Source organism: Psychromonas ossibalaenae ATCC BAA-1528 (assembly GCF_000381745.1).
GTDB classification, from domain to species: Bacteria; Pseudomonadota; Gammaproteobacteria; order Enterobacterales; family Psychromonadaceae; genus Psychromonas; species Psychromonas ossibalaenae.
Genome location: NZ_KB906967.1, coordinates 96,525 through 120,809 on the forward strand (window position 1 = coordinate 96,525; position 24,285 = coordinate 120,809).

The window sequence follows — 24,285 nt, forward strand, 5'->3', positions numbered from 1 at the left end:
TTTATTAAATAAATTTATTGCATAGTTAATAATTAAATAAAAAGGCAAGGCAACCATATGTTACATCTTTAAAAATCATAAAGTTATGACCAAAAAGATTGGGATGTCCTGTCTTTTCCTTCATGTAGACTCCTGTAAACCAACACTGTGTAAGGCGTGAGTAACGTAATACCGAAGCTTCTTAAACACGAAACTCTACGCAAACTAAAAATGCCACGCGTTACGAATCGCTCTTAAACGTTTTGTTATATTATTTTTCGTGTTCGGAATCGCTTGATGATGAAGAATATTTGCTTTTAGTTCTTATGAAATCATTTATTAGCACAGTAGTATAAGAATTTGCCTCTTTTAGCAAAGATACATTTTTACTTCTTCTCGTCACAACAACTAGATAGATAAACCCTGTTAACATCATAAATGGAGACAGGTAAGCAAATGAAAAAAAGTTGGTAAGAAATTTTGCTAGCCCCAGAACTTCCCAGTTGATCTCAACTATTGAACCGCCATGTATTATACCTGCGCATATTATGGCAATAGAAAATAGGTACTCAATACCTCTAGAAACAAATGTAAAATCAAGTTTCTTGTTAAGCCTGTCAATTTTCTTAACCTCATATAGCAAGCTTGAATCTAAACGACTTATATTATGTTTATATGTTGAGATGATATCTCTAATAGATCTTAACTCTCTCGAATCAAAACCATTTTCGTATCTTTGTGCCGAGTTTATCTTTTTATCCTTATATACAAAATAACCACCGAGCTTTTGCACATCAAGCATACTCTCCGTGGTGATAAGCTGTCTTCCATAACGACTAAACAATGCAATTGGGAATATTATATTAACCTCTAGAGAATTAACCACTTCTTTCATTTCATGGATGCCAGTTGGAGAGTGATCTACTTCGAGAAGAGTCCTTGCATACTGTCGATACTTTTGTGTATTCAACAATGCTTGTTCTTGTAGAACCTTCAGGTTAGAAGTATCTGCCATATACACTTGCTTTAACTTAGATATAACTTTATTGTTCTTACTAGATTCAAGTTCTTGCCCCTTGGAATACAAATCAAACAACACAATATCTGGCGTAGCCTGATTTATAGCATCAATTAATTCTTTTCTATTGTTAAAAACAACAGTTTTCACTTTGCTAGTCACATTACCTGATGAGGTGAAATTTAAGCATCCTTTTCGATAGTCCAAGTCTAGGACATAGATTAATTCCATTATGTACTCCAATCGCTAGTCGCATCTGCTTGAGATGATTTTTTAAAGATATGATAAATAGATGTCCCGACTTTGAGGAAAAGAGGCAGCCAGGCTTCCGGTGCCTCTAAAATATGAATCACCTCTATTTATCCGTGATTGAACCCGGAAGACTCTTCTGAGTTACTGCCATGGACAACCGGGTTCCTGGCAAAAAAGGCGATACAGCGCTGCAGGTCATTAACCAGCAGATCGGCTTGATCGCGGCTGAAGCCGTGACGTACCAGAATACGCATAATAACCAGATCTTCCCGTTTGGGCGGCATTGCATAAGCGGCTATCTGCCAGCCGCGAGAACGAATTCGGTCTGACAAATCAAACAGGTTGAAACCCGGCTCAACACCTTCCTTCAAAGACCAGCTCATGGCCGGAATACCGCCGTGTCCGTCGTAGATGATATCGAACATACCTAATTTTTCGATTTCAGCAGAAAGATAATGCGCAGTTTCGTAACAGGCATTATGAATCTTGCGGTAGCCTTCTTTACCTAAACGTAAAAAGTTATAGTACTGCGCAACAATCTGCCCGCCGGGTCGAGAGAAATTCAGCGCAAAGCAGGGCATGTCTCCCCCCAGGTAATTAACGTGGAAGACCAGATCTTCGTGCAGCGCCGATGCATCACGCCATACTATCCAGCCGACACCTAATGGCGCCAGTCCGAATTTATGACCCGATGCATTAATAGACTTAACACGAGGCAGTCGAAAATCCCATTCCAGTTCCGGCTCACAAAACGGGGCTAAAAATGCACCACTAGCGCCGTCTACGTGCATAGGAATATCTAAACCGGTATCTTTGTGCAGTTGATCCAGCGCCTCGTGAACCGCCTTAACCGGTTCATACTGGCAAGTAAAGGTAACACCCAGGGTGGGAATAACACCTATGGTGTTCTCATCACAACGCTTGATCACTTCTTCGGCAGTCATAATTAAGCGGTCACCTTCCATAGGGATCTCACGTAACTCTATATCCCAATATCTTGCAAACTTATGCCAGCATACCTGTACAGGACCGCAGATCATGTTAGGTTTATCGGTTGGCTTACCCAGCGCTTTCATCTTTTCGCGCCAAGCCCACTTTAATGCCATGCCGCCGAGCATGGCGGCCTCACTAGATCCGGTTGTAGAGCAGCCTAAGGTATTTTCTGCATCAGGTGAGTTCCAAAGATCTGCAAGCATATGGGTGCAGCGTGCTTCAATTTCAGCAGTTTGCGGATACTCATCTTTATCGATCATATTCTTGTCGATACACTCATCCATCAGTTTGTGAACTTCATCCTCTATCCATGTCTGGCAGAACGTCGCCATATTCTGACGTGAATTACCGTCCATCATTAACTCATCATGAACCACTTGATAAGCATGACGAGGGTCATGTTCATTTTCCGGCATTTTATACTTGGGCATTGATAAAGAAAGGTCGTGTGATGAATAGACATCATCAAGCAGGTCATCTCTAACTGAGTCTTTTGCATGAAGCGGCATTGAGTTTACTCCTGTGAATTTACGGTAATAACGTATAGCGATTGTTATTAATATCAACGATAAAAAAATAGAACATAAAAATTAACTCTACTCTTTTTCTTTATAAATTCATTGAGTATGTCCACAAATGCAGCAATATATTAGACGCCACAGCCAATTAGTCAAAATAAAATCAACCAAAATAGTCAACCTGCATATATTAACCGTCTGGGCCTTCAGTTTGGAGTTTTCAGAAAAACATTAAGATTAAAAAGCAGTCCCGGACGGAACTGCATTAAGGTATGATCCGGCTTTTTCTACTACAGGCAGTATTTATACCAATCGCACTAATTATCCAACCTATTATGCTGGTTAAAGTAGGCGCTACCTTCGTTATTGATTTTGTAATTAGAATAACTAATTACGGCAATCAATGCCTCGTGATCACCAATTTTTACTACACCTAAACAGGCCATCTATTTAGTGTGATTGGTATTAACCGTTACTCACTTCATAGAGCACAAACTTCCGGGGAGAAGCACTATTGTACGATGCTAAGTAATTATCCATTTCATCAAACGGGATTGGTTTACTGAAAAAATAACCCTGGGCATAATCACAATCGAGATTTTCTAAGTACTCAAGCTGCTTTTCTGTTTCTACACCTTCAGCTATTACTTTTAAATTCAGCCCGTGCGCCATCGCTACCGTTGCTTTTATCAATGTCTGATCAGATGGAGAAGTTGTTATGTCGTCAACAAAGCTTTTATCAATTTTCAGCACATTAAATGGAAATTTTCGTAAATAGCTAAGTGAAGAATAACCCGTACCAAAATCGTCCATCGCAATATTTACATCTAGTTCACTTAACCTTTTAAGCGCATCCTCAATATGCTGCCCGCCCATCAAGACACCTTCTGTGATCTCTAATTCCAAGCATCCCCCTGAAGAAAAATGCTTTTTAATAGTATTTTCAATATAGTTTATTAGATTTGGATCTCTAAACTGACGCGGTGACAAGTTGACCGCGACAGTTAAGTCCGGATCATATTTCTGCTGCCATTTTGCTGTATCGCGCATCGCTTCGTTTAAAACAAACTCCCCTAACGGCACAATTAAACTATTCTGCTCGGCGATGGGGATAAATTCAGCAGGAGAAACATTACCTAATACAGGATTACACCAGCGCAGGAGAGCCTCTGTTCCGGTAAATTTATTATTACTAATATTAATTTTGGGCTGGTAGTAGACAGTAAATTCATTTCGCTCAAGGGCGCCGTGTATTTCGTTTTCCAAATTTAGCCTACGCGATATCTCTGCATTCATTTTATCTGTAAAATAAGAATAGGTATTTCGTCCAACTTCTTTAGATTGATACATAGCAGAATCAGATTTACAAAGCAGTGTCGTCCCAATTTCACCATCATCAGGAAACATCGATACACCAATGCTGACCGTCAAGGTTAATTCGCGACTGTCAATAATGTATGGGACTCTAAATTGACGGATCAATTTTTCAGCTATCATGCTTACAGCCGAAACTTCAAAAATACCGCCTAAAACAACAACAAACTCATCCCCTCCAAGCCTGGCTACTGTATCATAGCTGCGAATTTCGGAAGATATCCGCTTTGCCATCTGACATAAAATGTTATCACCGGCTTCATGGCCAAGGGTATCATTTACTTTTTTAAAGTAATCTATGTCAATAAACAGAATAGCAACTTTATTATTTTTACGTTTAGCCTCATCAATAAGCTGAGTTAAACGTTCCAACATTAAAATTCGATTAGGCAAACCAGTTAACCCGTCAAATAATGCCTGCTTTTTAAGTTTATTCTCTGAAACTTTGCGCTTGCCAATTTCATAGCGTAAACGTTCATTGATATTTTCCAGCTGCTTGGTGCGCTTCTGCACACGCGTATCAAGCTGAGCATTTAAGGATTTGAGTTCTTTGTCTGTTTGTTCAAGTTTTATGACACTCGGCAGCCATCGGTAAAAACCAATTGCCACGAATAACAGGCCGAATAACGTTCCAACCACTTTCTCTAGAAACGCTTCAATTTCAGTATCACCAATAATTACAAAATGATTCAATTGCGGGAAATTATCCGTAATATCGATCAACATACCGAAAAAAAGCAGGAAAAAGCCAACTAGAATATATTTAGATCCCGGCAGCTGAAGGGCACGTTTAATCCCCATGTTATAGGTTAATACCCATAAGATGATGCCGGCAAATACGGCACCAAAAGATTCCATTATAATATCACTCACAACTCACCCCCTTAGTAGGAATGTAAGTAAGACGGCAGGACAGCCGAACCTTTAAAGAAAAAAATACTGATACCTTCTTTACATATTAGGTTCACTCCTAAATATAACTATTACCTTCTATTACACCACTCTGTATTTAGTATAGTTATTTCCCTGCTTTACCTCCTGCCACCTCAACGAATACGTTATGCCTTACTCTGCATTCTGCATTCTGCGTATAACAAGAGCAGATTCTGCTTCCATAACAAGTGACCTCTATTGATTTTACCGTTATCGGCAGTTTGGTACCGGGCTGGATTAATGTCCGGCCAACGGCAGCTTTCGGCAATGATTCCGTTGGCAGGGACTACGAGGGATTACAGAGCGAACAGCTCATTATCATCAAGCTGGCAGTGAGTATCATTAGAATTTTGAGTTTGAATTGGAAGGATCACGCCTGAATAACACTTATTGCGGATAATGAATTGAAAAAACTGAACACCCAAACCATTTTTATCATACCGCCATGATTAAAATAGGTTTCTCAGCTTATCTTTAACGGTATTACGCGGCACTTCCTTTGGGCGTCATATTAAAATGACGCTTGAATTCCCGGCTGAATTGAGAGGTACTGCTGTAACCTACTGAATGAGCGGCCTCATTCACGCGCAGCCCTTCCAGTTGAATCAACTCTTTGGCTTTATTTAAGCGCACTTTTTTTAAATACTGCAGTGGCGACTCTAAGGTTACTTTACGAAAAGCTGAATGAAATGCAGATATGCTCATATTCGCTTCTTCGGCCAGATGCTGAACCGTTAATCCATCAGCATAAGAACGGTGCATTTTATTCAACGCTTTGGCCACTCTTGCGTATTGTCCATCATGGTGTGCTAAATTAAATAATACATGCCCTTCAGAGCCGGTAAGTACTCGATAGACAATCTCATTTATTAAAGATTCCCCTAACATTTTTGTATCCAGATCACTGTGCAGTGCAAGCATTAATCGTTTACAACTATCAAGCATATCATCGGCCATTTTTACCGACGTTAACCCAAATCCATCCTGGTTTGCGCTGCGTGGCACTTGAAAATCTGCAGCTTCAAGTTCATTCACTAAGCGATGAAGTAAAGTGGAATCAACATTAATAGTTAAACCCAGTAATGGTTCATTATCTTCAGGAAAGGCTTCGCACTCTAACGGCATGGGGACACCAACGACCAGATAATCATCCGGCCCATAATTCACTGGTTGATTACCAATATGAATTTGCTTATGCCCTTGCCCCAATACAATAATGCCCGACTGATAAACAAAAGGCTGACGCTGATTGCCTTTGCTGCTGCGGTAAAAGTATACGCCGGAAACCGCCGTTTCTTTTATACCCTCAAGCTCGTTGAGATTGTAACGATCCGCATAGATCTGCATCAAATCACCAAGTGAATTCATTTTTTATTCCTTTTGTACTCAGATCACATCTGTTTAACTCTGCTTTCAAAAATACAGACAATTGTAGAAATAGGCAACAAAAATAGATTAATCAACCTTTTTAACTGCACACAACAAGACTAATATGCACTTATTGAAATTACAGACTCTAACATATAATCAGGGTTTATCTCCTTTACAAAGAAATGAGGCCAAACAATGAAATTCTCTTACGTTAATCCTACACAAATCCATTTTGGCCAAGGTCAAATCGCAGCAATCACTGCATCTATTCCAAAAAGCCAAAAAGTTTTGATGATTTACGGCGGTGGTTCAATCAAAAAAAATGGAGTTTATGATCAAGCTGCAGCTGCATTGGCGGATCATTCCTGGATTGAGTTCTCAGGTGTTGAACCAAACCCAACGGTTGAGACATTAGATAAAGCCGTCGCTATCGCAAAAGCTGAGAACATAGGTTACATTCTTGCTGTTGGCGGCGGATCTGTGATTGACGGTTCAAAATATGTGGCGGCAGCTGCAAAGTACGATGGTAACGGCTGGGATATTCTGCTTGGTAAACATACTGTAACAGAAGCTATCCCGCTCGGTGCAATTTTAACCCTGCCGGCAACAGGCTCAGAATCAAACTCTGGTGCAGTGATCACCCAAAAAGCAACACAGACAAAATTACCGTTCATGACGCCGATGGTACAGCCAAAGTTTGCAGTGCTTGATCCTGACTCAATGAAAACATTACCTGAACGCCAGCTGATTAACGGCTTAGTTGATGCTTGGGTACATACCTGTGAGCAGTACCTGACAACACCTGCTGGTGCAATGGTACAGGACGGCTACGCTGAAACCCTGCTTCGTAACTTGCTGACGCTTGGCGCTCAATATAACAATCGTGATAATAATGAGTGGCGTTCAAACCTGATGTGGACAGCAAATCAAGCCTTAAACGGTTTAATTGGTACAGGTGTTCCTCAAGACTGGGCCACACACATGATAGGCCATGAATTGACCGCGCTTTACCATGTTGATCACGCTCGCTCTCTGTCTATTATTCAGCCGTCACTGCTTCGAAACCAGATTGAAGTAAAACGTGCAAAACTGGAACAATTAGGTAAAAACGTATTTGCTTTAGAAGCATCTGATGATTTAGCAGAGCGCACTATTACTGAAATAGAAAGCTTCTACCACAGCTTAAACTCACCAACTCAGTTAACAGAACATGGTGATGACAAACAATCAGCGATTAACGACGTTATTAAACAGCTTGAAGCACACGGTATGGTGGCACTAGGTGAAAATCAGGCAATTACGCTTGAGGTATCACGTCAGATTCTTGAAGATGCCGTTAAGTAACAGCATTAAGCTTAATTAGAAAAATCAGCAAGGAACTACCCGTATAATTAGTTTGCCGGGTCTTTTCCTGCTGATAGTCATTCTTAATCATCATGGTTTCCAAATTGCTGCACCACTGCATCCATACCTTTTTATCATAGCGTTATGATTTTTAAATGTGTAACGAGCCCCTGCCTTTACAAGATTAAAAATACAGAGCTAGAGCGCAATAATTAATTAAATACCCAATAGTTACCCAGCAATATTTGCCATAGCAGCAGGTTATATGTAAATCTGCAGCTGCTTAGAATCAAACAGGTATTTAGCTTTGAGTGACAATAAAGAATTCAGCGCCCTACTCGCACAGCATTTAGGCAGTACGCATTTTCTAATCGGTAATCAGCGCTGGCATATTAAAGAGCTGCTCAGCGTGCAGAACATATTGTTATGCAATGCCTCCTCATTAAATGAAGGCCTGTTATGGTGGAGTAAATCCCTGTCTTTATTTGATCGAACTCTGTATGTTGAAAGCAAAAACGGCAGTGGTTTTTTATCTCTGACTTTCCGTACTCACGGCAATATTTCGCTACCTGCTCTGGCTTATTCTAGTGCGCAGAACCTGCTTACACTGCTTGGCCGCTTTACGGAGTTTCACCATAGCTGGATCCAGACTAAATCACATAATTTCCCTCAGCTAAGAAACGAATTCGGCAGCGGTTTAAAGATTCACTTTGACCTGCGGGAGGTTAATGTTAAAGCGTTACCTGAGCAGAATATGTTCAAGCTTGCCAGGCAGGTATTTGTTATGCTCCAGAAGCAGAGCATTGAAAAAGAAGACCTGAGTTACCGGCTAAAAAAGCATATCCGTGATCATATCGATTCACCGTTACGTTTACCTGATCTAGCCAGAAGCATGGGATTATCGGCAAGAACCCTGCAGCGAAGACTGCAGGATAAACAGTTAAATTTTTCTACTTTGATTGAGAATGAAAAAAAGACCGTTGCCCTGCGCCTGCTCGCTGATACTGATTTAAATACCAGCTCAATTGCGGCCCAGCTTGGTTATGATGACTCATCTAATTTTCATCGTGCCTTTCGTAAATGGTATGCATTTACGCCGCAAAATTATCGCGAACAGTGTATCAATAACCGCACTCTGCAGAAAAATAATCCCATCCGTTTACATTACGCCACTTGGAATGACCATAATCAGCACAAAAAACAGGGGCAAGTCTGGCTTGAAGTAGACAATATTGCATTTGAGAAAAGCGTCAGCGTGGAATGTCTCGACCGAGACGGGGTATGGCGCCATTACCCGGCTTTCTTTGAATACTTTTTAAGTAAAGGAACAGAGCTGTGGTCTACAGCAAACCTGCCTGTTGCAGGCCCGCTTAGATTCAAATTATATTATGAAATCAACGGCAGTAAGTTCATAAATGATAACCACCAGCATAATTATGTAGTAAACGAAGGTATTTTAATCGGACAGCCTTTAATCGTACTTCCGACCATGATTATTGTTCATGAAGGCGGTGGATTTCGGATTGTCATCGAACTTGTGTGTAAGAGAGCTGATATAGATAAAATCGACTGTATTATTGATCATCACAACAGCAGCGGTATAAAAATGCACAAAACCAGTGAAAAAAATAATTATGTTTCCTGGTCGCTGTCGACTCATTTAGACAGTCTTCCAAAACGCTGTTTCTTCAAATTACACACCTTAGATCAACAGGAACTGTACTGTGATAACTACCAGAACGGTTACATTTTCACGCTTCCTAGATAGTACAAATGCTGTACAGCTCAAACTAAATCAAGACTGACACCATCTGACCATTAATATGGCGTAAAGTGACACTCAAATTTTTGATTATCTCCTCTATTGTCTAGCCCACACATATTCATGGAGAGAGTAAAAATGCTGAACAACTCGTCTAACAAGCTTAAAATATTATCATTATCCATCGCTCTGGTCCTTTCAGGCTGTAACTCAGGAGACAACAGCAGCAGTACTGCCGGTGTCAACGATGATGCCGATAATAACAACAGCATCAATGACAACAGTAATAGCAACAATAGCGGCAGCAATACCGATAACGGCACTCATGTGGCGTCGCCTGACTGGCAGGATCAGATCATCTATTTCTTAATGATTGACCGCTTTAACGACGGCAACAGCCAGTTAAATGATCAAGGCCAGGATGAATACGATCCAAGCTCAGATAAAAAATTCAGCGGCGGTGATCTGCTCGGAGTTAATGAGCAGTTAAGCTATATTCAAAATTTAGGCGCAACATCGGTCTGGATCACGCCCCCAGTTGCTAACCAGTGGTGGGATTCACAGCAGAATTACGGCGGCTATCATGGTTACTGGGCTCGTGACTTTCAGCAGATAGATGAACACTTTGGGGATATACAAAGCTACCAGTCCTTAGCTAGAGAGCTGCACAGCCGCAATATGTTCCTTATTCAGGATATTGTCACCAACCATGTCGGCAACTTTTTTACTTACGATAAACCCTATGAATATGATCTACAAAAGCCTTGTATCGGTTTTAGAGTCATTCCGGACGCACTGCCAGCAGGACAAGCTCTGCCTTACCCGCTTAACCAGCTTGAATGCCGAAGCGACGGCAGCGGGACTTACCACTGGACTCCTAGCATTACCGATCACAATGATCCCCTTCAAGAGAAAACACGGCAGCTGTCTGACCTTGATGACCTCAATACTTCAGACCCCGAAGTACGCGCTTATTTAAAAGAAAGTTACCGTAAGTGGATCCGCGAAGTCGGTGTCGACGCATTTAGAATCGATACCGTTAAATTTGTCGAACATGATTTCTGGAATGATTTTCTACACAGTGAAGACGGCATTTTAGCCCAGGCTAAACAGACCGGCAGACAGGATTTTCTTACCTTTGGCGAAGTATTTGAAACCTCGACACCTTATAACACTGAAGGTGAAGAAAAAATGCTCACTTACATAGGTGAAAATGGTACACCGGCTCAGCTTACCGCTGTCCTTAACTTCCCGCTGCAGGCGACGATGACACGCGTATTTGCTTCAGGTCAGCCTACGGATTACCTTCGTTACAGGCTTGAACGCATGATGGAGGTATTCCCTAACCCGTACATTATGCCTAACTTTATCGATAATCATGATATGCCGCGTTTCTTATCGCAGGGCAGTCAGCAGGATATGCAGCAGGCGCTGATCACCATGATGACAGTTCCAGGCATTCCAGTCATTTATCAAGGCACCGAACAAGCGATGGCCGCCAGCCGCGATGCTATGTTTGCCGGCGGCTATCGCGAAGACGGTCAATCAGTGGATTCTTTTGACAGCAGCAGCGATATGTATCAATTCATCCAGGCGTTAGCCAAACTGCGTACTGAAAACCGCGTATTAACTCACGGTGAACTGCAAGTACTCAGCAGCGACAAAGCCGGAGCAGGTATATTCAGTTTCATGCGCAGATTAGATGATCAGGAGGTTCTGGTGGTAATGAACACATCATCTTCACCTATGCTGCTTAATCAACTTAATGTGATGCAGGCGGCAGGCACTGTTTTCGAAAATAAAATCCAGTCAAACTGGGATCAAGCACCGCAAAACCTCAGCGTAAACAGTCAGGGAGAAATCAGCCTGGAGATGGCGCCGAAATCAGCAGTTGTCTACTTCAAAACAAACCAGACGGGTGATTTCGACCAGGCAGGTACAGAAGTTGAGTTAGACGGAAACTGGGATAATATCACTATCACCCAAGATACTGTAATTACGGGTAATAGTGTACCGGACAGCACCTTAAAACTGGTTGTTGACGGCAACTTAGAAACCGCGAAAGAAATTCAAGTGGATGACGCTGGAAACTGGTCAACTTCACTTTCAATCCGTCACTTTACTATAGGTAAACAACAGCACAGATTCGCTGTCTACTCAGCAGAAAAGAAAACCGGCAGTGAAGATATTATTTTCACTTCTGATTTATCCTGGGCGGATACTGCAGATCAAGTCATTGATGATTCCGGCGATGCTCAAGATGGTGCAGGCGGCCTGAACGGTTCATATTCCCTGCCGACGGATCCAACCTTTGATAAAACCAGCAGCCAGCTGGCTATTGATAAAGCGGAACTGTTCTCAGTCGGCAGCAATGTCCGTCTAAAGCTGACCATGAACAATATAACCAACAGCTGGCTGCCGCCGAACGGCTTCGACCACGTTGGCTTTTCAATCTTTATCGGCCTGCCGGGTGAAGCTTCACAGGGGTTAACGACACTGCCCAAAATCAATGCGCTGATGCCGAGCGGTAGATGGAATAGAAATGCAGTCGTATTCGGCTGGCAAAGTTCGATTTACAATACCCAGGGAGCCGATGCGCAGACGTGGGGAGAAAGTGTCGCACCGGCACCAGTGGTCACCGTAGATAAAGGCGGCAATGCAGTCTATCTAGACTTTGCCAGCGATGCACTTGGCCGTCCAGATACGCTGAACGGAATTAGTTTCTACATCACGACCTGGGACTTAGACGGACTGTCTGCGGCCTATCGTCCCCTTCAAGCTGAAAAAGGCCCATGGAGTTTCTCCGGCGGAGATAGCGATGAAGCGAAAATCTGGGATGATTTACCTGTGATCACACTAAGCGAATAACAGGAGTTTAAAAATATGGAAGGTGGAAAGCTGAACTAAACCGCTAAAGCATTATATCTTTCTCAGCAGAGATTTAATGCTCCCCTTCCAGTTCATAGATAAAAAAATACGAAGGTCTATATCTGTTTTTCTGCAGACTCTCCCCCAGAGGTTCAACGTGAGGCTGCGGCGGGCAGGTCACCTCAAACACCCGCATCTATTATCCTTCACGCTGTTTTACCGGACTTTGTGTTTGAAATTATATAGAGAGAAACTCGGTCTTGTATTATATCTCCGTTACTATCAACGGGATAAAAAGGAGAGGTAAAATGAAAAAATTAATCTCAATGACAGCAGCTGTGATTATTTCCATGTCAGTGTTTATATCACCCGTTTCAGCACTGCAGCAGCACCAAACTCTAGATCAGCAGGCTGTGTATAATGGAAATGATATGCAGGAATTTTTACTAAAACGCTGCACACAAGGCTGCGCACATTAATTGTCTATTTTGTTTGGTTATTTTTTATAACACGACAATTTTCGAAACTGGGCACAGTTACCCATGATACTTCAAGGTGCAAAGTCAGCAGGGTAAAAGGCAGGATATCTATATATTGAGTTGTTTTAAATCATTGCATTATGACTTGAAACTATTGGGTGCTCGTTTTTTATTAAACGGATATGAAATAAGACAACGCACCCAAATCACTTGCCAGAGACTAGAAAAATTCGGAGATAACATTATGAGAAAACTTGTACTGCTGATCCTGCCGTTGTTATTTGCCTTTTCATTTATACAGCCGGCTGAAGAATTTGATGCTCATTTCAAAACGAATTTCTCAAAAAATACAATTGATTTAAAAAAAGTATTATCAGGAGGACCTGGAAAAGATGGAATTCCTGCCATTGATAATCCTAAATTTATTCATATTAAATATGCTGATATACGCGATGATGCTCTAGGTGTGCTGCTTAAAATTGAAAATGAGACGCGGTTTTACCCTTTTAATATATTAGTCTGGCACGAGATCATAAATGATCAGATTGGAGACAAATATATTGCAGTTACATTTTGTCCTCTATGTGGATCTGCAATAGCCTTTAATAAAAAATTTGCAGGCAGAATACATCGTTTTGGAGTAACTGGTTATCTATATGAGTCCAACTTACTTATGTACGATAGTGTAACAGAAAGCTTCTGGTCACAGTCTTTAGGGCAGGCTGTTATTGGCGATTACAGTGGAAGGAAACTAGAAGTCATGGATGTCAGTTTATTACAGCTCAAAGACGTCAAGAAAAAATACCCGAATTCATTAATGTTAAGCACCGACACCGGATTCAATCGGAATTATAATCATTATCCATATGAAGATTATGAAACATCAGATGCAATTTATTTTCCTATCAGTAAGGTTAATGCTAAGTATCATGCAAAAGAAATCATGTATGTGTTTAGATATAAAAATACCTCATTCGCATTTCCATTAAGAACGTTTCTATCTGGTAAATTCACCCATAAATATTCTGACACCGTTATAAATATCATTAATGAACAAGGAGAAATAAAGATACTAATCGATGGAGAAGAATTTCCTGGATATTATGAAATGTGGTTTAGCTGGGTAATACATAACTCTGACACTGGTGTCGTTTTAGACAAGGTTAAGTAGCGGTGCCCGTTCCCGCACAGAAAGAATCATTTGATAAACCTCACCCAGATATGTAAAGTGCATTTCAAATACAAATAATTGACAAGCCAATTGTGAAGGAACACGGCGTTTTTCTATCACACAGAGGGTTATATTTTACAGGAGATATGTTTTTAAATGGTTTTATCGGAAAATGAACAACAGAACTTGAAAACCATGGTCAGAATAAAATGGTATTTACATTTAGCTTTCTTTTTGACACCGATTGTCACTTTTATATTTTTAAACGAATCTGAAGGTTATATTTCTGTAAAAAATAAACTGTTTGAGCAATTCAATTTTTATATGTGGCCGTTTACCATTATTACCCTGCTTTTACTCTGCCTCTCTATCTATCAAATTATTTTTATCAATCGTAATGCGGCTCGCATTGCCCCCTGTTTAGAAGAGGAAATGAATGAAGAGCTAAAAACTGAGTTAAAGGGACTTTATCTATCGTTAATAAAGTTTATTAGAATCAATAGTTTTATCGGTTTTCTATTACCCTTAGCTTACATTGCAGGTCTGGAGCTGTTTTATGCGATAACACTGACAATTATTGGTGCTTTAACACATATCGGTTATTACAAAATATCACCGATATGGCTTTATGATAAGCTTTAAAATTATACTCATAACCGTCGGTAGACTTTCATTCCACAGCATATTTAGTGCCTATTCAGAATATGGGAACGAGTTAACTTAATAAAGTAAAAACAAAAGGAAAACCCATGAAAATATACGGCGATATACAGTCAGGCAATTGTTACAAAGTAAAATTATTGTGCTCGTTCCTGGAGATAGAACATGAATGGGTTCATATTGATATTCTGGCCGGTGATACAGAAGATTCGGATTTTCTAGCAAAAAATCCCAACGGCAAAATCCCAATGCTTGAACTGGCCGATGGGCGTTGTCTTTGTGAATCCAATGCCATTTTAAATTACCTGGCTTCAGGCAGTAAGTTATTACCCACAGACACTTTCGAGTTAGCGAAAGTTCAACAGTGGCAGTTTTTTGAACAGTATAGTCATGAGCCGTTTATAGCCGTGGCCCGCTTTATTGCCAAATATCTTGATTTACCGGAAGATCGTTTAGCTGATTATGAATCCAGGCAGGAAGGCGGCCGCAAAGCACTGGCAGTGATGGAAGCTCAGCTGCAAAATACGCCATACTTAGTTGGTGAGCAGCTGACGACCGCAGATATTACCCTTTACGGCTATACCCACGTTGCCCACGAAGGCGGTTTTGACCTTTGTTCTTATCCAGCAATACAAGCATGGATAGACAGAATAGCTTCTTTAACAAAATATATCGGCATGGCGTAAAGCCTTGACCTCGTTCCCGTGCAAAGCATGGGAACGAGTAATTTAAACCAGCATAAAAGGCTGAGCTTTTATTATTCTTCATTAATAACCAGCTGAGCCCCTCCCTGTTTTTTAGCTTGAATAAGTGCTTGATCTGCTCCTTTAAGTAAGTTTTCTAACGTTTTTTCGCCATTTACCAGCTTTCCTCCCAAACTAATGGTTATATCAATTTTGTTTTTTGAAAACTCAATGGGATGCTGACTAATATACTGCTGTAATGAGGTGAGTGCTAACTTCATAACTTCCAGTTCATTATCTTTAATAAAAATGGCAAACTCTGCACCGTTAAGTCGTGCAGTTACATCGTTTGAAAACTGAATTTTTAAAATATTGGCAATTTCAATGAGTAGTTTGTTACCTAATTTATAACCATATTTATCATTTAACTCCTTGAATTTATCAATATGCAGAATGGCCAGTAACTGTACCGGGGGATGCTCATAATCTCTTTTGAGCATCAATTTAGTCTGATCAATAAAGCTGCGTCGATTAGGTAAAGCTGTTAATTCATCGGTACTGGCTAATTTTTCTATCTCTTCTATATAACTTAACCTTTCGATGTTCTGCATAATACGACAGTAAAACTCCTCAGAAGAGAAAGGTTTTTTTAAATAATCATCAGCTCCGTTTTTAATAAAACGTTCTGCCTGAAAGTTATGACTGCCGTTAGTTAAGCCCATAACAATGAGTTCGTTGGCGGCGTATTTACGGCGAATTTTCTGTACTAACTGCACCCCGTTTATAATCGGCATCTCCTGCTCTGTGATAACCATCTTAATATCTCGACGCTGATCTAAAACGGTGAGCGCTTCAGAAGCGTTCGCTGCACAGTAAACGCTGAAATTACGGCGCTTTAATAAAAGCGATAATTGATTTCTGGATGTAGAGGAATTATCCACCAGCAGTATGCCTATTTTATGATTGGTTAACTGGCCGCTTAATATTCGTAACAGATAATGATATGCCTGTGCATTTTCTTTAATTATGTAATCAATAACCGGCAGGTTTAACACCTGGCGGTGCATCTTTTCATCCATTCTGCCGGTCATAATGATACTCGGTACCCCGTGCTCGATTACGTAGGGGATAACTTCGCCGTTAGGCGCATCGGGCAGATTAATATCCACTGTTGCAGCAAAAAAATTCTGCTCCTGAGCTAAAAGACTTTTAACTTTAGCGAAAGATTCAGCGATAGTAACCTGGTAGCCAACTGAATCACCAAGATGTTTAATAACCGAAGCAATCGACTTATTATCTTCAATAACAAGCAGCTGTTTGGACATATATGCCTCATAAAATTGAATTATTTTAAAATGTAATTCTTTGATAAACAGCATAAAATTTAGTACAGCAATGGGAATAAGGACAGCGGCAGGTAAACAATATCTGCATATTGAGAGCTGCATTAAAGATTAAATTCCCCCCAGTCAGTAAATGTAAGTGGAAAATCTAACTCCATCTGCTCGTACACAATAAAACGTTAACGTATAGCTCTATTAGCGATACTGCATCTGATGGTCTGAATTCCCACATAGAGCATGGGAATTCATTAAAGTGGGAATAGCCGATGACTTTAATTAACAGTTGTCTGCCAGCCAGGCTTGAGTAGTCTGGATCTCAGCGCCTGCAAATGAAAGAGATAACAGGTTGGCGGCAACAATTTGCTTTCCTGTAAAACTATGATCCTGATACTGCAGCACGGGAGCGGCAATCGCATCTTCAATCACGGTGCATGGATAGCCCTTATTAACCGCACTGCGGCAAATTGTCTGTACGCAGGCCTGTGCCATTGCCCCTGTAATAACCAGCTTTTCGATACCTAATTCCACCAAAGTCTGCTCAAGCGCAGTATTGATAAAGCTGTCTATCTGATGTTTAACGATCACCGTTTCCCCTGTAGCAGGCGCCATTCGGCTTTCTATTTCCACACCCTCGCTGCCGGCGGCAAAGAACGGCGCATCAGCATCTTCAAAAATATGCTGAATGTGAATAACCGGCAGCTGCTGCTCTCTGAAATGGTCAAGCAGTATTTTTGCCTGATCGGCAGCTTGTGCGGTTTCCTGCAGTTCAAAACGTCCACCAGAAAAATAATCATTCTGCAGATCAACCAGCACTAGTGCAGTACGTTGAGCATCCGGCAGCGGCGTCGACAGCTGAGTTAATACGCTAAAGTCATCTTCCTGCAGATACCACTGACCGTCATCTGCTAGTGTCCATAATTCTTTACTGATAAAACCGCTGCAGATATTCATCGACCAGTTAGCCGACAAAACCGCCTGCTTTTCATCAAGCACCTTAATCTGCACATTGCGATAAACCAGATTTCCCGGCTTACTCTGTGCAAACTGCAGCCAGAACTCCCCTATTGCTTTGCGTCCTGCAAAAGACCCGAAAGGCGACACCTGCATGCTGGCATCCGGAAGGTAACGATCGATACAGGCTTGTGTATCACCTTCATTAAATAGTGCAATCCATTGACGACTGGCCTGCATAACTGCATTACGAATTAATTGACTCATGGTTTATCTCCTTGTTATTTGATGCAGTGAAGTTTATTCTCATTCAAACCAATAACAATTGCTAAAATAGTGAAAACAATGTTCATAAAAAACGAACAAAAGAGATTAGCCTATCAAATGCTGGTATTTGACGAGGTAGTGCAGAAAGGCTCTTTTACCGCAGCAGCAAAGTCACTGGGGCATACAAAGTCGGCAGTCAGTCACTACATAAGTCAACTGGAGGATGGAGTAGGAGTGCGTTTACTCAACCGCAGTACACGCAAACTTAATCTGACGGTTATAGGACAGCAGTTTGCCGAGCGCAGTCAGCAGCTGCTCGAGCTGTTAACAGAGACACTGGAAGATATACAGGAACATCAGCAGGCTCCCTCTGGGCGTATCGCTATTACCGCGCCGCATGCATTCGACGGCGCTTTGGTAACCCCCATTATTGCCCAGCTGTGCAGTGAATATCCGAATCTGCAGCCTGAACTGCTGTTCAGCGATCAACGTCTGGATTTACTGGAGAACAAACTAGATCTTGCTGTCTCAGTAGGCCCGCAGAAAGACAGTGCCTATCGGGCAGTCGCTATCGGCAGGCTCGACAGTATCCTGGTTGCATCACCGCAGTATCTGGCCCAGACCAGTGTGGTGACGGCAGATAATTTAGGTGAAAAAAAAATCGTGCAGCTTCCCTGGCAGGAGCAGAGCCTGCTGCAGGATAAACAGGGAAAATCAATTACTTTCAGCAGCAAACAACTATTAAAAGTGAACACTTCAATCAGCGCAGTAAACAGTGTGAAATGTGCGCTGGGAATCGGCTTAATGCCGACTATTTTTGTACAGAGCGATCTTGACAGCGGGCAGTTACAGCGAGTATTACCAGCATTCCAGGGGGAAGTCCGGGATGTATATGCCCTGCACTCCTATCAGCAGCAGCTTCCCCCGCTTTTGAGGCGTTTTATCAACAAATTAAAAAGCACATTTGCACAAGTGAACAACAGAAAATACTAAATACCTTACTAGAGTGAAAATAAAAGCAGCTGCGCAGTAACGCAAAGGCGCGAAACTAGTTGAACAACCGTCATTGATAATGATTATCATAATCTTGAATATAGCTCCTATTGGTCCATACTGGAAGCAGGAGTATCTATGTTTGAATCTATTCGCCGCTTTGTAAAAAATGAGGCTTCCAGCGGCCTTATATTAATGGCGGCCGCAGTACTGGCTTTAATTGCAGCTAACTCTCCCTGGCAGCATATCTACGAGGTGCTTATTAATTTAAAGCTCACCGTTGCCGTTGAACAGTTAGCCATTTCTAAGCCCCTGTTGTTGTGGATAAACGACGGCTTAATGGCGGTATTTTTCCTGCTGGTCGGCCTTGAATTAAAACGCGAAGCCATTGAGGGGGAGTTGAATACGCCTAAAAAAGTCATACTGCCCGCTCTAGGTGCACTGGGAGGCATGGTATTCCCAGCCCTAATTTATACCAGTATGAACATTCAAGATGATATAGCCATTCAAGGCTGGGCTATCCCCACAGCCACCGACATTGCCTTTTCTCTGGGTATTTTAATTTTATTAGGTAAGTATGTGCCTAGTTCATTAAAGATATTTTTAGTCAGCCTGGCACTTTTTGATGATTTGGGCGCGATCATTATTATCGCTTTATTTTATACAGAGCACCTGTCCCTGGGAGCTCTTCTTATCTCATCCGCCTGCATTGTGCTTTTATGGGCAATGAACAAAGGTCAGGTGGTAAGCAAAGCTGCCTATCTGATGGTGGGCGTGGTGATGTGGGGTTCTTTATTACAATCCGGTGTGCATGCTACTTTAGCCGGAGTTATATTAGCCCTGTTTATTCCTATGCGGGGAGTAGACTGGGACGCTAATAAAATGCAGCCCCTGCACGAATTAGAGCAGGATCTTCATGCACCTGTAGGACTTATTGTCCTGCCTTTGTTTGCCTTTGTTAATGCCGGCTTGTCTTTTTCACAATTAAACCTCAGCGATGTTTTTCAGAATATTCCTCTCGGCATTATTCTCGGCTTGTTTGTCGGAAAACAGGCAGGTGTCATGCTGACAGTCTGGCTGGGCATTAAACTTAATTTAGGGGCCATGCCGAAAAATGTAGGCTGGTCACATATGTACGGTATTGCAGTGTTGTGCGGTGTAGGTTTTACCATGAGTCTATTTATCGGCGGCCTGGCGTTTGAGCAGTCTGGAGACGATCGCGTAATGCAGCATCGCCTGGGAATTTTATTAGGTTCATTGTTATCCGCGGTGTGGGCCGTTATATGGCTGCGCTATTTCTGCAGCCGGGATAATAAAAATGAAGAGGATGAAATCTAAGCAGATAACTTTTTCCATCTTAAATCATGCCCCTCACCAACTGTTTTTATATTTTAGCTGATAAGGGGCAAAGAATTACTCCTGCTTCGATTTAAACTTTAACAAGCGCAGCGCATTAAGGGTGACCAGAGCGGTAGCACCACTGTCAGCCAGCACAGCCATCCACAGGCCGGTGATACCAAATAACGTGGTCACTAGAAATACACTTTTTAACCCGAGTGCTAGAAAAATATTCTGACGGATATTATTCAACGTTGCTCTGGAAAGCTCAATTACCATAGGCAGTTCTGCAATCCGGTTATGGGTTAAGGCAGCATCCGCTGTTTCCAGCGCGACATCCGTACCACCGCCCATGGCGATGCCTACTGAAGCTGACTTCATTGCCGGCGCATCGTTAATGCCGTCACCAACCATAGCCACATGACCTTTAGTATTAGCAAGCTCCACTTCTTTAACCTTGTCTTCCGGCAGCAGACCCGCACGGTAATCCATATTCAATTCGCCGGCAATTGCTTTTGCCGCCCTGTCATTGTCTCCGGTAAGCATTAAACTGCTGACTCCCAGCTTAGATAAAGCACTCACAGCCGCCTTCGCATCTTCACGCAGGTTATCCCGCCACGCTAACATGCCGACAGGGACCTCGTCATAAAGCACCACCACTAGAGTCTTACCCTGCTCCTGCAGAGCGATGGTCTGTTCAGTCTGGCTGCTGGTAAGCTGGATATGCGCGGGCAGACGATCTGCAGCACAAAGCAGCACGGTGACATTATCGACTTCACCCTGCACACCCTTGCCGACTATCGCCTCACGATGGTCAGCTTCAACAACCTTTATGCCCTGCTGCTCTGCTTCCGTTACCACCGCTTTAGCCAGCGGGTGAGCTGAGCCCACCTCAACCGCGGCACTTCGCCCCAGCAGCTGCTGCTTATTAACATGCCAGGCGACAACATCAGTCAATACCGGTTTACCCTCGGTAAGCGTCCCGGTCTTATCAAACGCAACCTGTTGAATATTACCCAGCTGCTCCAGTGCAGCGCCGCCTTTGATCAAAGCGCCGCGTTTTGCAGCGGCCGCCAGACCAGAGGTAATAGCGGCCGGAGTAGAAATTACCAGAGCGCATGGGCAGGCGATTAACAGCAGCGTCAGGCCTCGGTATACCCAGGTGTCCCAAGGCTGCGCAAAAAATAGAGGAGGAACAACAATAACCGCGGCTGCCAGCACCATCATTGCGGGAGTGTACCAGCGGCTGAAGCGGTCTAAAAAACGTTCCAGTGGCGCCTTGCGTGATTCGGCCTCTTCAATCAGGTGCAGGATCCGGTCAATGGCATTAGCACCCGGTTCAGAGGTTATTTCAATTTGAACCACACGGTCCGCAGACAAAGAGCCCGCCATTACCTTTTCATTGTGTAAACGTTCAACAGGAACGGACTCACCGGTTAACGCACTTTCATCGAAACTGGTGGCCCGGGTCAGTAATATCCCGTCGGCAGGCAGACGGCCGCCTGGTGCAACTTCAATAATATCACCGGGTTTCAGCTGTTCAGCAGAAACAGACTGGCGCTGCCCGTCTACTATCAGGGTCGCTTCTTCAGGTACCAGAGCCATTAATGACTTGATACCGCTGCGTGCTCGTCCCGATGCATAAGCCTCTAGTCGCTCCCCGAGCATAAACAGCAGCAGCACCATAGCAGCTTCGGCTGTTTCACCCAGGTATAATGCACCAACCGCCGCCACACTCATTAGAGTTTCAATAGCAAAAGGAGTACCGTTTTGGGCCAGATTAATAGATTTACGTACTATGGGGATCAGCCCCCAGAGAGCAGCCAGAGTGAATGCGGCCTGCCCGTATGTTTCAGAAAAACGGCTGACAGCAAAAGCAGCGGCCATCAACAGGGTAAGAATAATCAGGCTGGCATTTTGTTTAAGCAGAGATGCTTCGGCTTGTTGTGAATTGGATTTACGGCCCTTGCTGGTCAAAGTGAATCCAGTTTTTTCCGCGACCTGCTCAACCGTCTCCAGCAGTTCCGGCCCGGCAAATTCAACCACTAATTTTTCGGTAGCAAACAAAACCTTAACTTGTTTAATACCGCTAATAGCCTTTACTGCTTTTTCTATTTTTTGAGCGCAGCTTGGGCAGTCCATCCCCTGGATTTTCCAGCTATAGGAATTTTTAAAGAGAATATCATCAGCGGCCGCTTTTTCGCTGCTGTGCCCACTGGAGTAGCAGCTGCTTTTCTTATGACAAGAGGCAGAGGGTGGACTGTCGGGCTCCGAGCCGGGATCATCGTCCTGCTGTTCTGCAGTGCAGCAGGATTCACCCGCAGCAGTATCTAGTGAAGAAGATACCTGACCTTTTACATTTGGAAGCGCAGTTTGATGGCTTGGTTCTTTACATACATGACCATTACAGCAGTGACTAGACATAAAAACTCCTTAATACAAATAATATGTGACAAATAAAGACAATATGGAAATTATAAACCTTGGACTAACATCCAAGGTCAAGCTTTTATTTGTAGTTATAGTAAGGTTTTGCTGCTGATGACTGGCAATAAAGGTTGTGACTACTTTAATGAAGTTTGTGACCGTAATTAAGATTGTGACTCATTAGGTGGCAAAATACATAAAAGGCGAATCAGAAATGGTTCGCTTTTTTTATTAGGTATTAATAAAATATTTTTCTAAAAGTCTCTTATGTTGCCTGTATAACCACAAAGATAACTTAGCTGTAGCGATTACAATCTGAACTGTACGACCAAAGAAACTCTACTGAGATCTGATTTATGGTGTTTATAGACCCCCTTATTCTTCCATTACACCAAAAACGCTCGCAAACGGGAATAAGCGAGCGTGTTTTTTACTAGTTGAGGCGCCTGGGGGCACAAAAGGAGTTAGAGACAAAAAGCAAGAGGTGCCCCTATTCATACTGAAACATCCTTAAATTTAATTAAAGAGCTAAATCTAGAAAAAAGCCCCTCAATCATAGGCGTTGGCGGTGGATCTTCAACTCTCGTAGATGATCTTCTTTCCAATGGCTATTCAAAAATTTCTGTTCTAAGCTCAAGTGGCAATGTGGAGAATTATTCCAAAGAAAGGATATATCAACTAATGAAAACTATTTTCAGTATATTTGAAAAGCGAGGGGCAAAGACTATCTGGCAACTTTCATGTTTTATGATATTGGTTCTGGCGATTGTGCAGTTTGGAGTAGGTGTAAGTATAAATATTGCCCCTATTTATATATTTCCGCTTTTGTTCAATAGTTGGTATGGCAATAAGAAAGGTGGTATTTTTTTAGCTGTTTTTTCTGCAATACTTTTGAGCATTGTTGAAGTCGTTCTTTCAAAGAATTCACTCTCCATTTCTGAACTGATATTTTTTACAACTCCATATCTAATTGCATATCCACTCTTGGTAGTGTTGGTAACTAATTTCAGAACTGTACATCAAGTCGAAATAACCGCAGCGGATACAGATAATTTAACTGGAGTTCACAGTGTTCGAAGTTTTTATTGTGAGCTTGCCAATGAGATACTTCGTTCAAAAAGGTACAGTCATGTCTTTTCATTGGCTTATATTGATATAGATAATTTCAAAAAAATAAATGATTCACTCGGTCACTCAGAAGGCGATAAGCTGTTGATAGAAGTTGCAGATTGTTTGCGAGAATCTCTAAGGGCTACGGATGTTGTTGCGAGACTGGGTGGTGACGAGTATGTATGTCTGTTACCTGAAACAAGACAAGAAGAGGCTAAGGCTGCCTTTGTTAAAGTCTCCGATTTACTGAAAGAAAAAATGAAAAAATATCAATGGGCAGTAAGTTTCAGTGTTGGTGTGGTTTCATTTGAAAACGTTCCTGACGATATCAAAGAGGCGATCAAAATTGCGGATAAGTTAATGTACTCTGTTAAGAATAATAAAAAAGGCAATATTGCATACCAGGTATACCAAACCAAAGCCTAACCAAGCGAGACGTTAACGCTTGTCA

General features: G+C 42.1%; 17 protein-coding genes. 10 read left to right on the forward strand and 7 right to left on the reverse strand.

The window, feature by feature from the left end:
• Positions 1–250: 250 nt before the first annotated feature.
• From G327_RS0100350 to G327_RS0100365, 4 genes are all read right to left on the reverse strand, one after another.
• Positions 251–1,228, reverse strand: a complete 978-nt coding sequence (locus tag G327_RS0100350; RefSeq protein ID WP_019612772.1) for a hypothetical protein — start codon at positions 1,226–1,228, stop codon at positions 251–253.
• A gap of 128 nt (positions 1,229–1,356) precedes the next feature.
• The gene (gene gad, locus G327_RS0100355) at positions 1,357–2,751 is read right to left on the reverse strand and encodes a glutamate decarboxylase (RefSeq protein WP_019612773.1); all 1,395 of its coding nucleotides are present in this window, start codon (positions 2,749–2,751) and stop codon (positions 1,357–1,359) included.
• Positions 2,752–3,225: 474 nt separating this feature from the next.
• Positions 3,226–5,007 (reverse strand): EAL domain-containing protein, encoded by a 1,782-nt coding sequence (locus tag G327_RS23700; RefSeq protein WP_019612774.1) that lies wholly within the window; start codon positions 5,005–5,007, stop codon positions 3,226–3,228.
• Between the two features lie 543 nt (positions 5,008–5,550).
• Positions 5,551–6,435, reverse strand: coding sequence for an AraC family transcriptional regulator (locus G327_RS0100365; protein ID WP_019612775.1), 885 nt, complete (start codon positions 6,433–6,435; stop codon positions 5,551–5,553).
• A gap of 198 nt (positions 6,436–6,633) precedes the next feature.
• Here G327_RS0100365 and G327_RS0100370 point away from each other — a divergent pair, with 198 nt between their 5' ends.
• The 7 genes from G327_RS0100370 to G327_RS0100410 all read left to right on the forward strand — a co-directional run bounded on the left by G327_RS0100370 (position 6,634) and on the right by G327_RS0100410 (position 15,408).
• Positions 6,634–7,782, forward strand: a complete 1,149-nt coding sequence (locus tag G327_RS0100370) for an iron-containing alcohol dehydrogenase (protein ID WP_019612776.1) — start codon at positions 6,634–6,636, stop codon at positions 7,780–7,782.
• Between the two features lie 307 nt (positions 7,783–8,089).
• Positions 8,090–9,550 carry a helix-turn-helix transcriptional regulator gene (locus tag G327_RS0100380; protein ID WP_019612778.1) on the forward strand — a complete coding sequence of 487 codons (1,461 nt, stop codon included), beginning with the start codon at positions 8,090–8,092 and terminating at the stop codon, positions 9,548–9,550.
• A 132-nt stretch (positions 9,551–9,682) separates the two neighbouring features.
• Entirely contained in the window at positions 9,683–12,412 is a 2,730-nt protein-coding gene (locus tag G327_RS0100385) for an alpha-amylase family glycosyl hydrolase (RefSeq protein WP_083938409.1), read from the forward strand.
• Between the two features lie 308 nt (positions 12,413–12,720).
• Complete coding sequence (locus tag G327_RS26760; RefSeq protein WP_019612780.1) at positions 12,721–12,891, forward strand: hypothetical protein; 171 nt, start codon at positions 12,721–12,723, stop codon at positions 12,889–12,891.
• Between the two features lie 244 nt (positions 12,892–13,135).
• Positions 13,136–14,062, forward strand: coding sequence for a DUF3179 domain-containing (seleno)protein (locus G327_RS23705; RefSeq protein WP_019612781.1), 927 nt, complete (start codon positions 13,136–13,138; stop codon positions 14,060–14,062).
• 156 nt (positions 14,063–14,218) lie between these two features.
• On the forward strand, positions 14,219–14,704 hold the full coding sequence (locus G327_RS0100405; RefSeq protein WP_019612782.1) for a hypothetical protein: 486 nt from the start codon (positions 14,219–14,221) through the stop codon (positions 14,702–14,704).
• Positions 14,705–14,811: 107 nt separating this feature from the next.
• Positions 14,812–15,408: a glutathione S-transferase family protein gene (locus G327_RS0100410; protein WP_019612783.1), complete on the forward strand. Its 597-nt coding sequence runs from the start codon at positions 14,812–14,814 to the stop codon at positions 15,406–15,408.
• 71 nt (positions 15,409–15,479) lie between these two features.
• Here G327_RS0100410 and G327_RS0100415 read toward each other — a convergent pair whose 3' ends face one another.
• Positions 15,480–16,730 carry a GGDEF domain-containing response regulator gene (locus G327_RS0100415; protein WP_026339108.1) on the reverse strand — a complete coding sequence of 417 codons (1,251 nt, stop codon included), beginning with the start codon at positions 16,728–16,730 and terminating at the stop codon, positions 15,480–15,482.
• Between the two features lie 294 nt (positions 16,731–17,024).
• Positions 17,025–17,966, reverse strand: coding sequence for an isochorismatase family protein (locus G327_RS0100420; RefSeq protein ID WP_019612785.1), 942 nt, complete (start codon positions 17,964–17,966; stop codon positions 17,025–17,027).
• Between the two features lie 78 nt (positions 17,967–18,044).
• Here G327_RS0100420 and G327_RS0100425 point away from each other — a divergent pair, with 78 nt between their 5' ends.
• Both G327_RS0100425 and nhaA read left to right on the forward strand, forming a co-directional pair.
• A complete protein-coding gene (locus G327_RS0100425) occupies positions 18,045–18,959 on the forward strand; it encodes a LysR family transcriptional regulator (RefSeq protein WP_245542661.1) in 915 nt (304 codons plus the stop codon).
• 138 nt (positions 18,960–19,097) lie between these two features.
• Positions 19,098–20,297, forward strand: coding sequence for a Na+/H+ antiporter NhaA (gene nhaA, locus G327_RS23710; RefSeq protein WP_019612787.1), 1,200 nt, complete (start codon positions 19,098–19,100; stop codon positions 20,295–20,297).
• 75 nt (positions 20,298–20,372) lie between these two features.
• On the opposite strand, the gene G327_RS0100435 is transcribed toward nhaA, so the two are convergent.
• Entirely contained in the window at positions 20,373–22,721 is a 2,349-nt protein-coding gene (locus G327_RS0100435) for a zinc/cadmium/mercury/lead-transporting ATPase (protein WP_019612788.1), read from the reverse strand.
• 684 nt (positions 22,722–23,405) lie between these two features.
• On the opposite strand from G327_RS0100435, the gene G327_RS0100440 reads away from it, so the two are divergent.
• Positions 23,406–24,260, forward strand: a complete 855-nt coding sequence (locus G327_RS0100440; RefSeq protein WP_019612789.1) for a GGDEF domain-containing protein — start codon at positions 23,406–23,408, stop codon at positions 24,258–24,260.
• The last annotated feature ends 25 nt before the right edge of the window (positions 24,261–24,285 follow it).

Bases quoted from the DNA above. Each gene is read 5' to 3' on its own strand.
- G327_RS0100385 (WP_083938409.1), top strand. From the start codon at position 9,683: ATGCTGAACAACTCGTCTAACAAGCTTAAAATATTATCATTATCCATC.
- G327_RS23705 (WP_019612781.1), top strand. From the start codon at position 13,136: ATGAGAAAACTTGTACTGCTGATCCTGCCGTTGTTATTTGCCTTTTCA.
- gad (WP_019612773.1), bottom strand. From the start codon at position 2,751: ATGCCGCTTCATGCAAAAGACTCAGTTAGAGATGACCTGCTTGATGAT.
- G327_RS0100410 (WP_019612783.1), top strand. From the start codon at position 14,812: ATGAAAATATACGGCGATATACAGTCAGGCAATTGTTACAAAGTAAAA.
- G327_RS0100405 (WP_019612782.1), top strand. From the start codon at position 14,219: ATGGTTTTATCGGAAAATGAACAACAGAACTTGAAAACCATGGTCAGA.
- G327_RS0100440 (WP_019612789.1), top strand. From the start codon at position 23,406: ATGAAAACTATTTTCAGTATATTTGAAAAGCGAGGGGCAAAGACTATC.
- nhaA (WP_019612787.1), top strand. From the start codon at position 19,098: ATGTTTGAATCTATTCGCCGCTTTGTAAAAAATGAGGCTTCCAGCGGC.
- G327_RS0100425 (WP_245542661.1), top strand. From the start codon at position 18,045: ATGTTCATAAAAAACGAACAAAAGAGATTAGCCTATCAAATGCTGGTA.
- G327_RS0100350 (WP_019612772.1), bottom strand. From the start codon at position 1,228: ATGGAATTAATCTATGTCCTAGACTTGGACTATCGAAAAGGATGCTTA.
- G327_RS0100415 (WP_026339108.1), bottom strand. From the start codon at position 16,730: ATGTCCAAACAGCTGCTTGTTATTGAAGATAATAAGTCGATTGCTTCG.
- G327_RS26760 (WP_019612780.1), top strand. From the start codon at position 12,721: ATGAAAAAATTAATCTCAATGACAGCAGCTGTGATTATTTCCATGTCA.
- G327_RS0100420 (WP_019612785.1), bottom strand. From the start codon at position 17,966: ATGAGTCAATTAATTCGTAATGCAGTTATGCAGGCCAGTCGTCAATGG.
- G327_RS0100370 (WP_019612776.1), top strand. From the start codon at position 6,634: ATGAAATTCTCTTACGTTAATCCTACACAAATCCATTTTGGCCAAGGT.
- G327_RS0100435 (WP_019612788.1), bottom strand. From the start codon at position 22,721: ATGTCTAGTCACTGCTGTAATGGTCATGTATGTAAAGAACCAAGCCAT.
- G327_RS0100365 (WP_019612775.1), bottom strand. From the start codon at position 6,435: ATGAATTCACTTGGTGATTTGATGCAGATCTATGCGGATCGTTACAAT.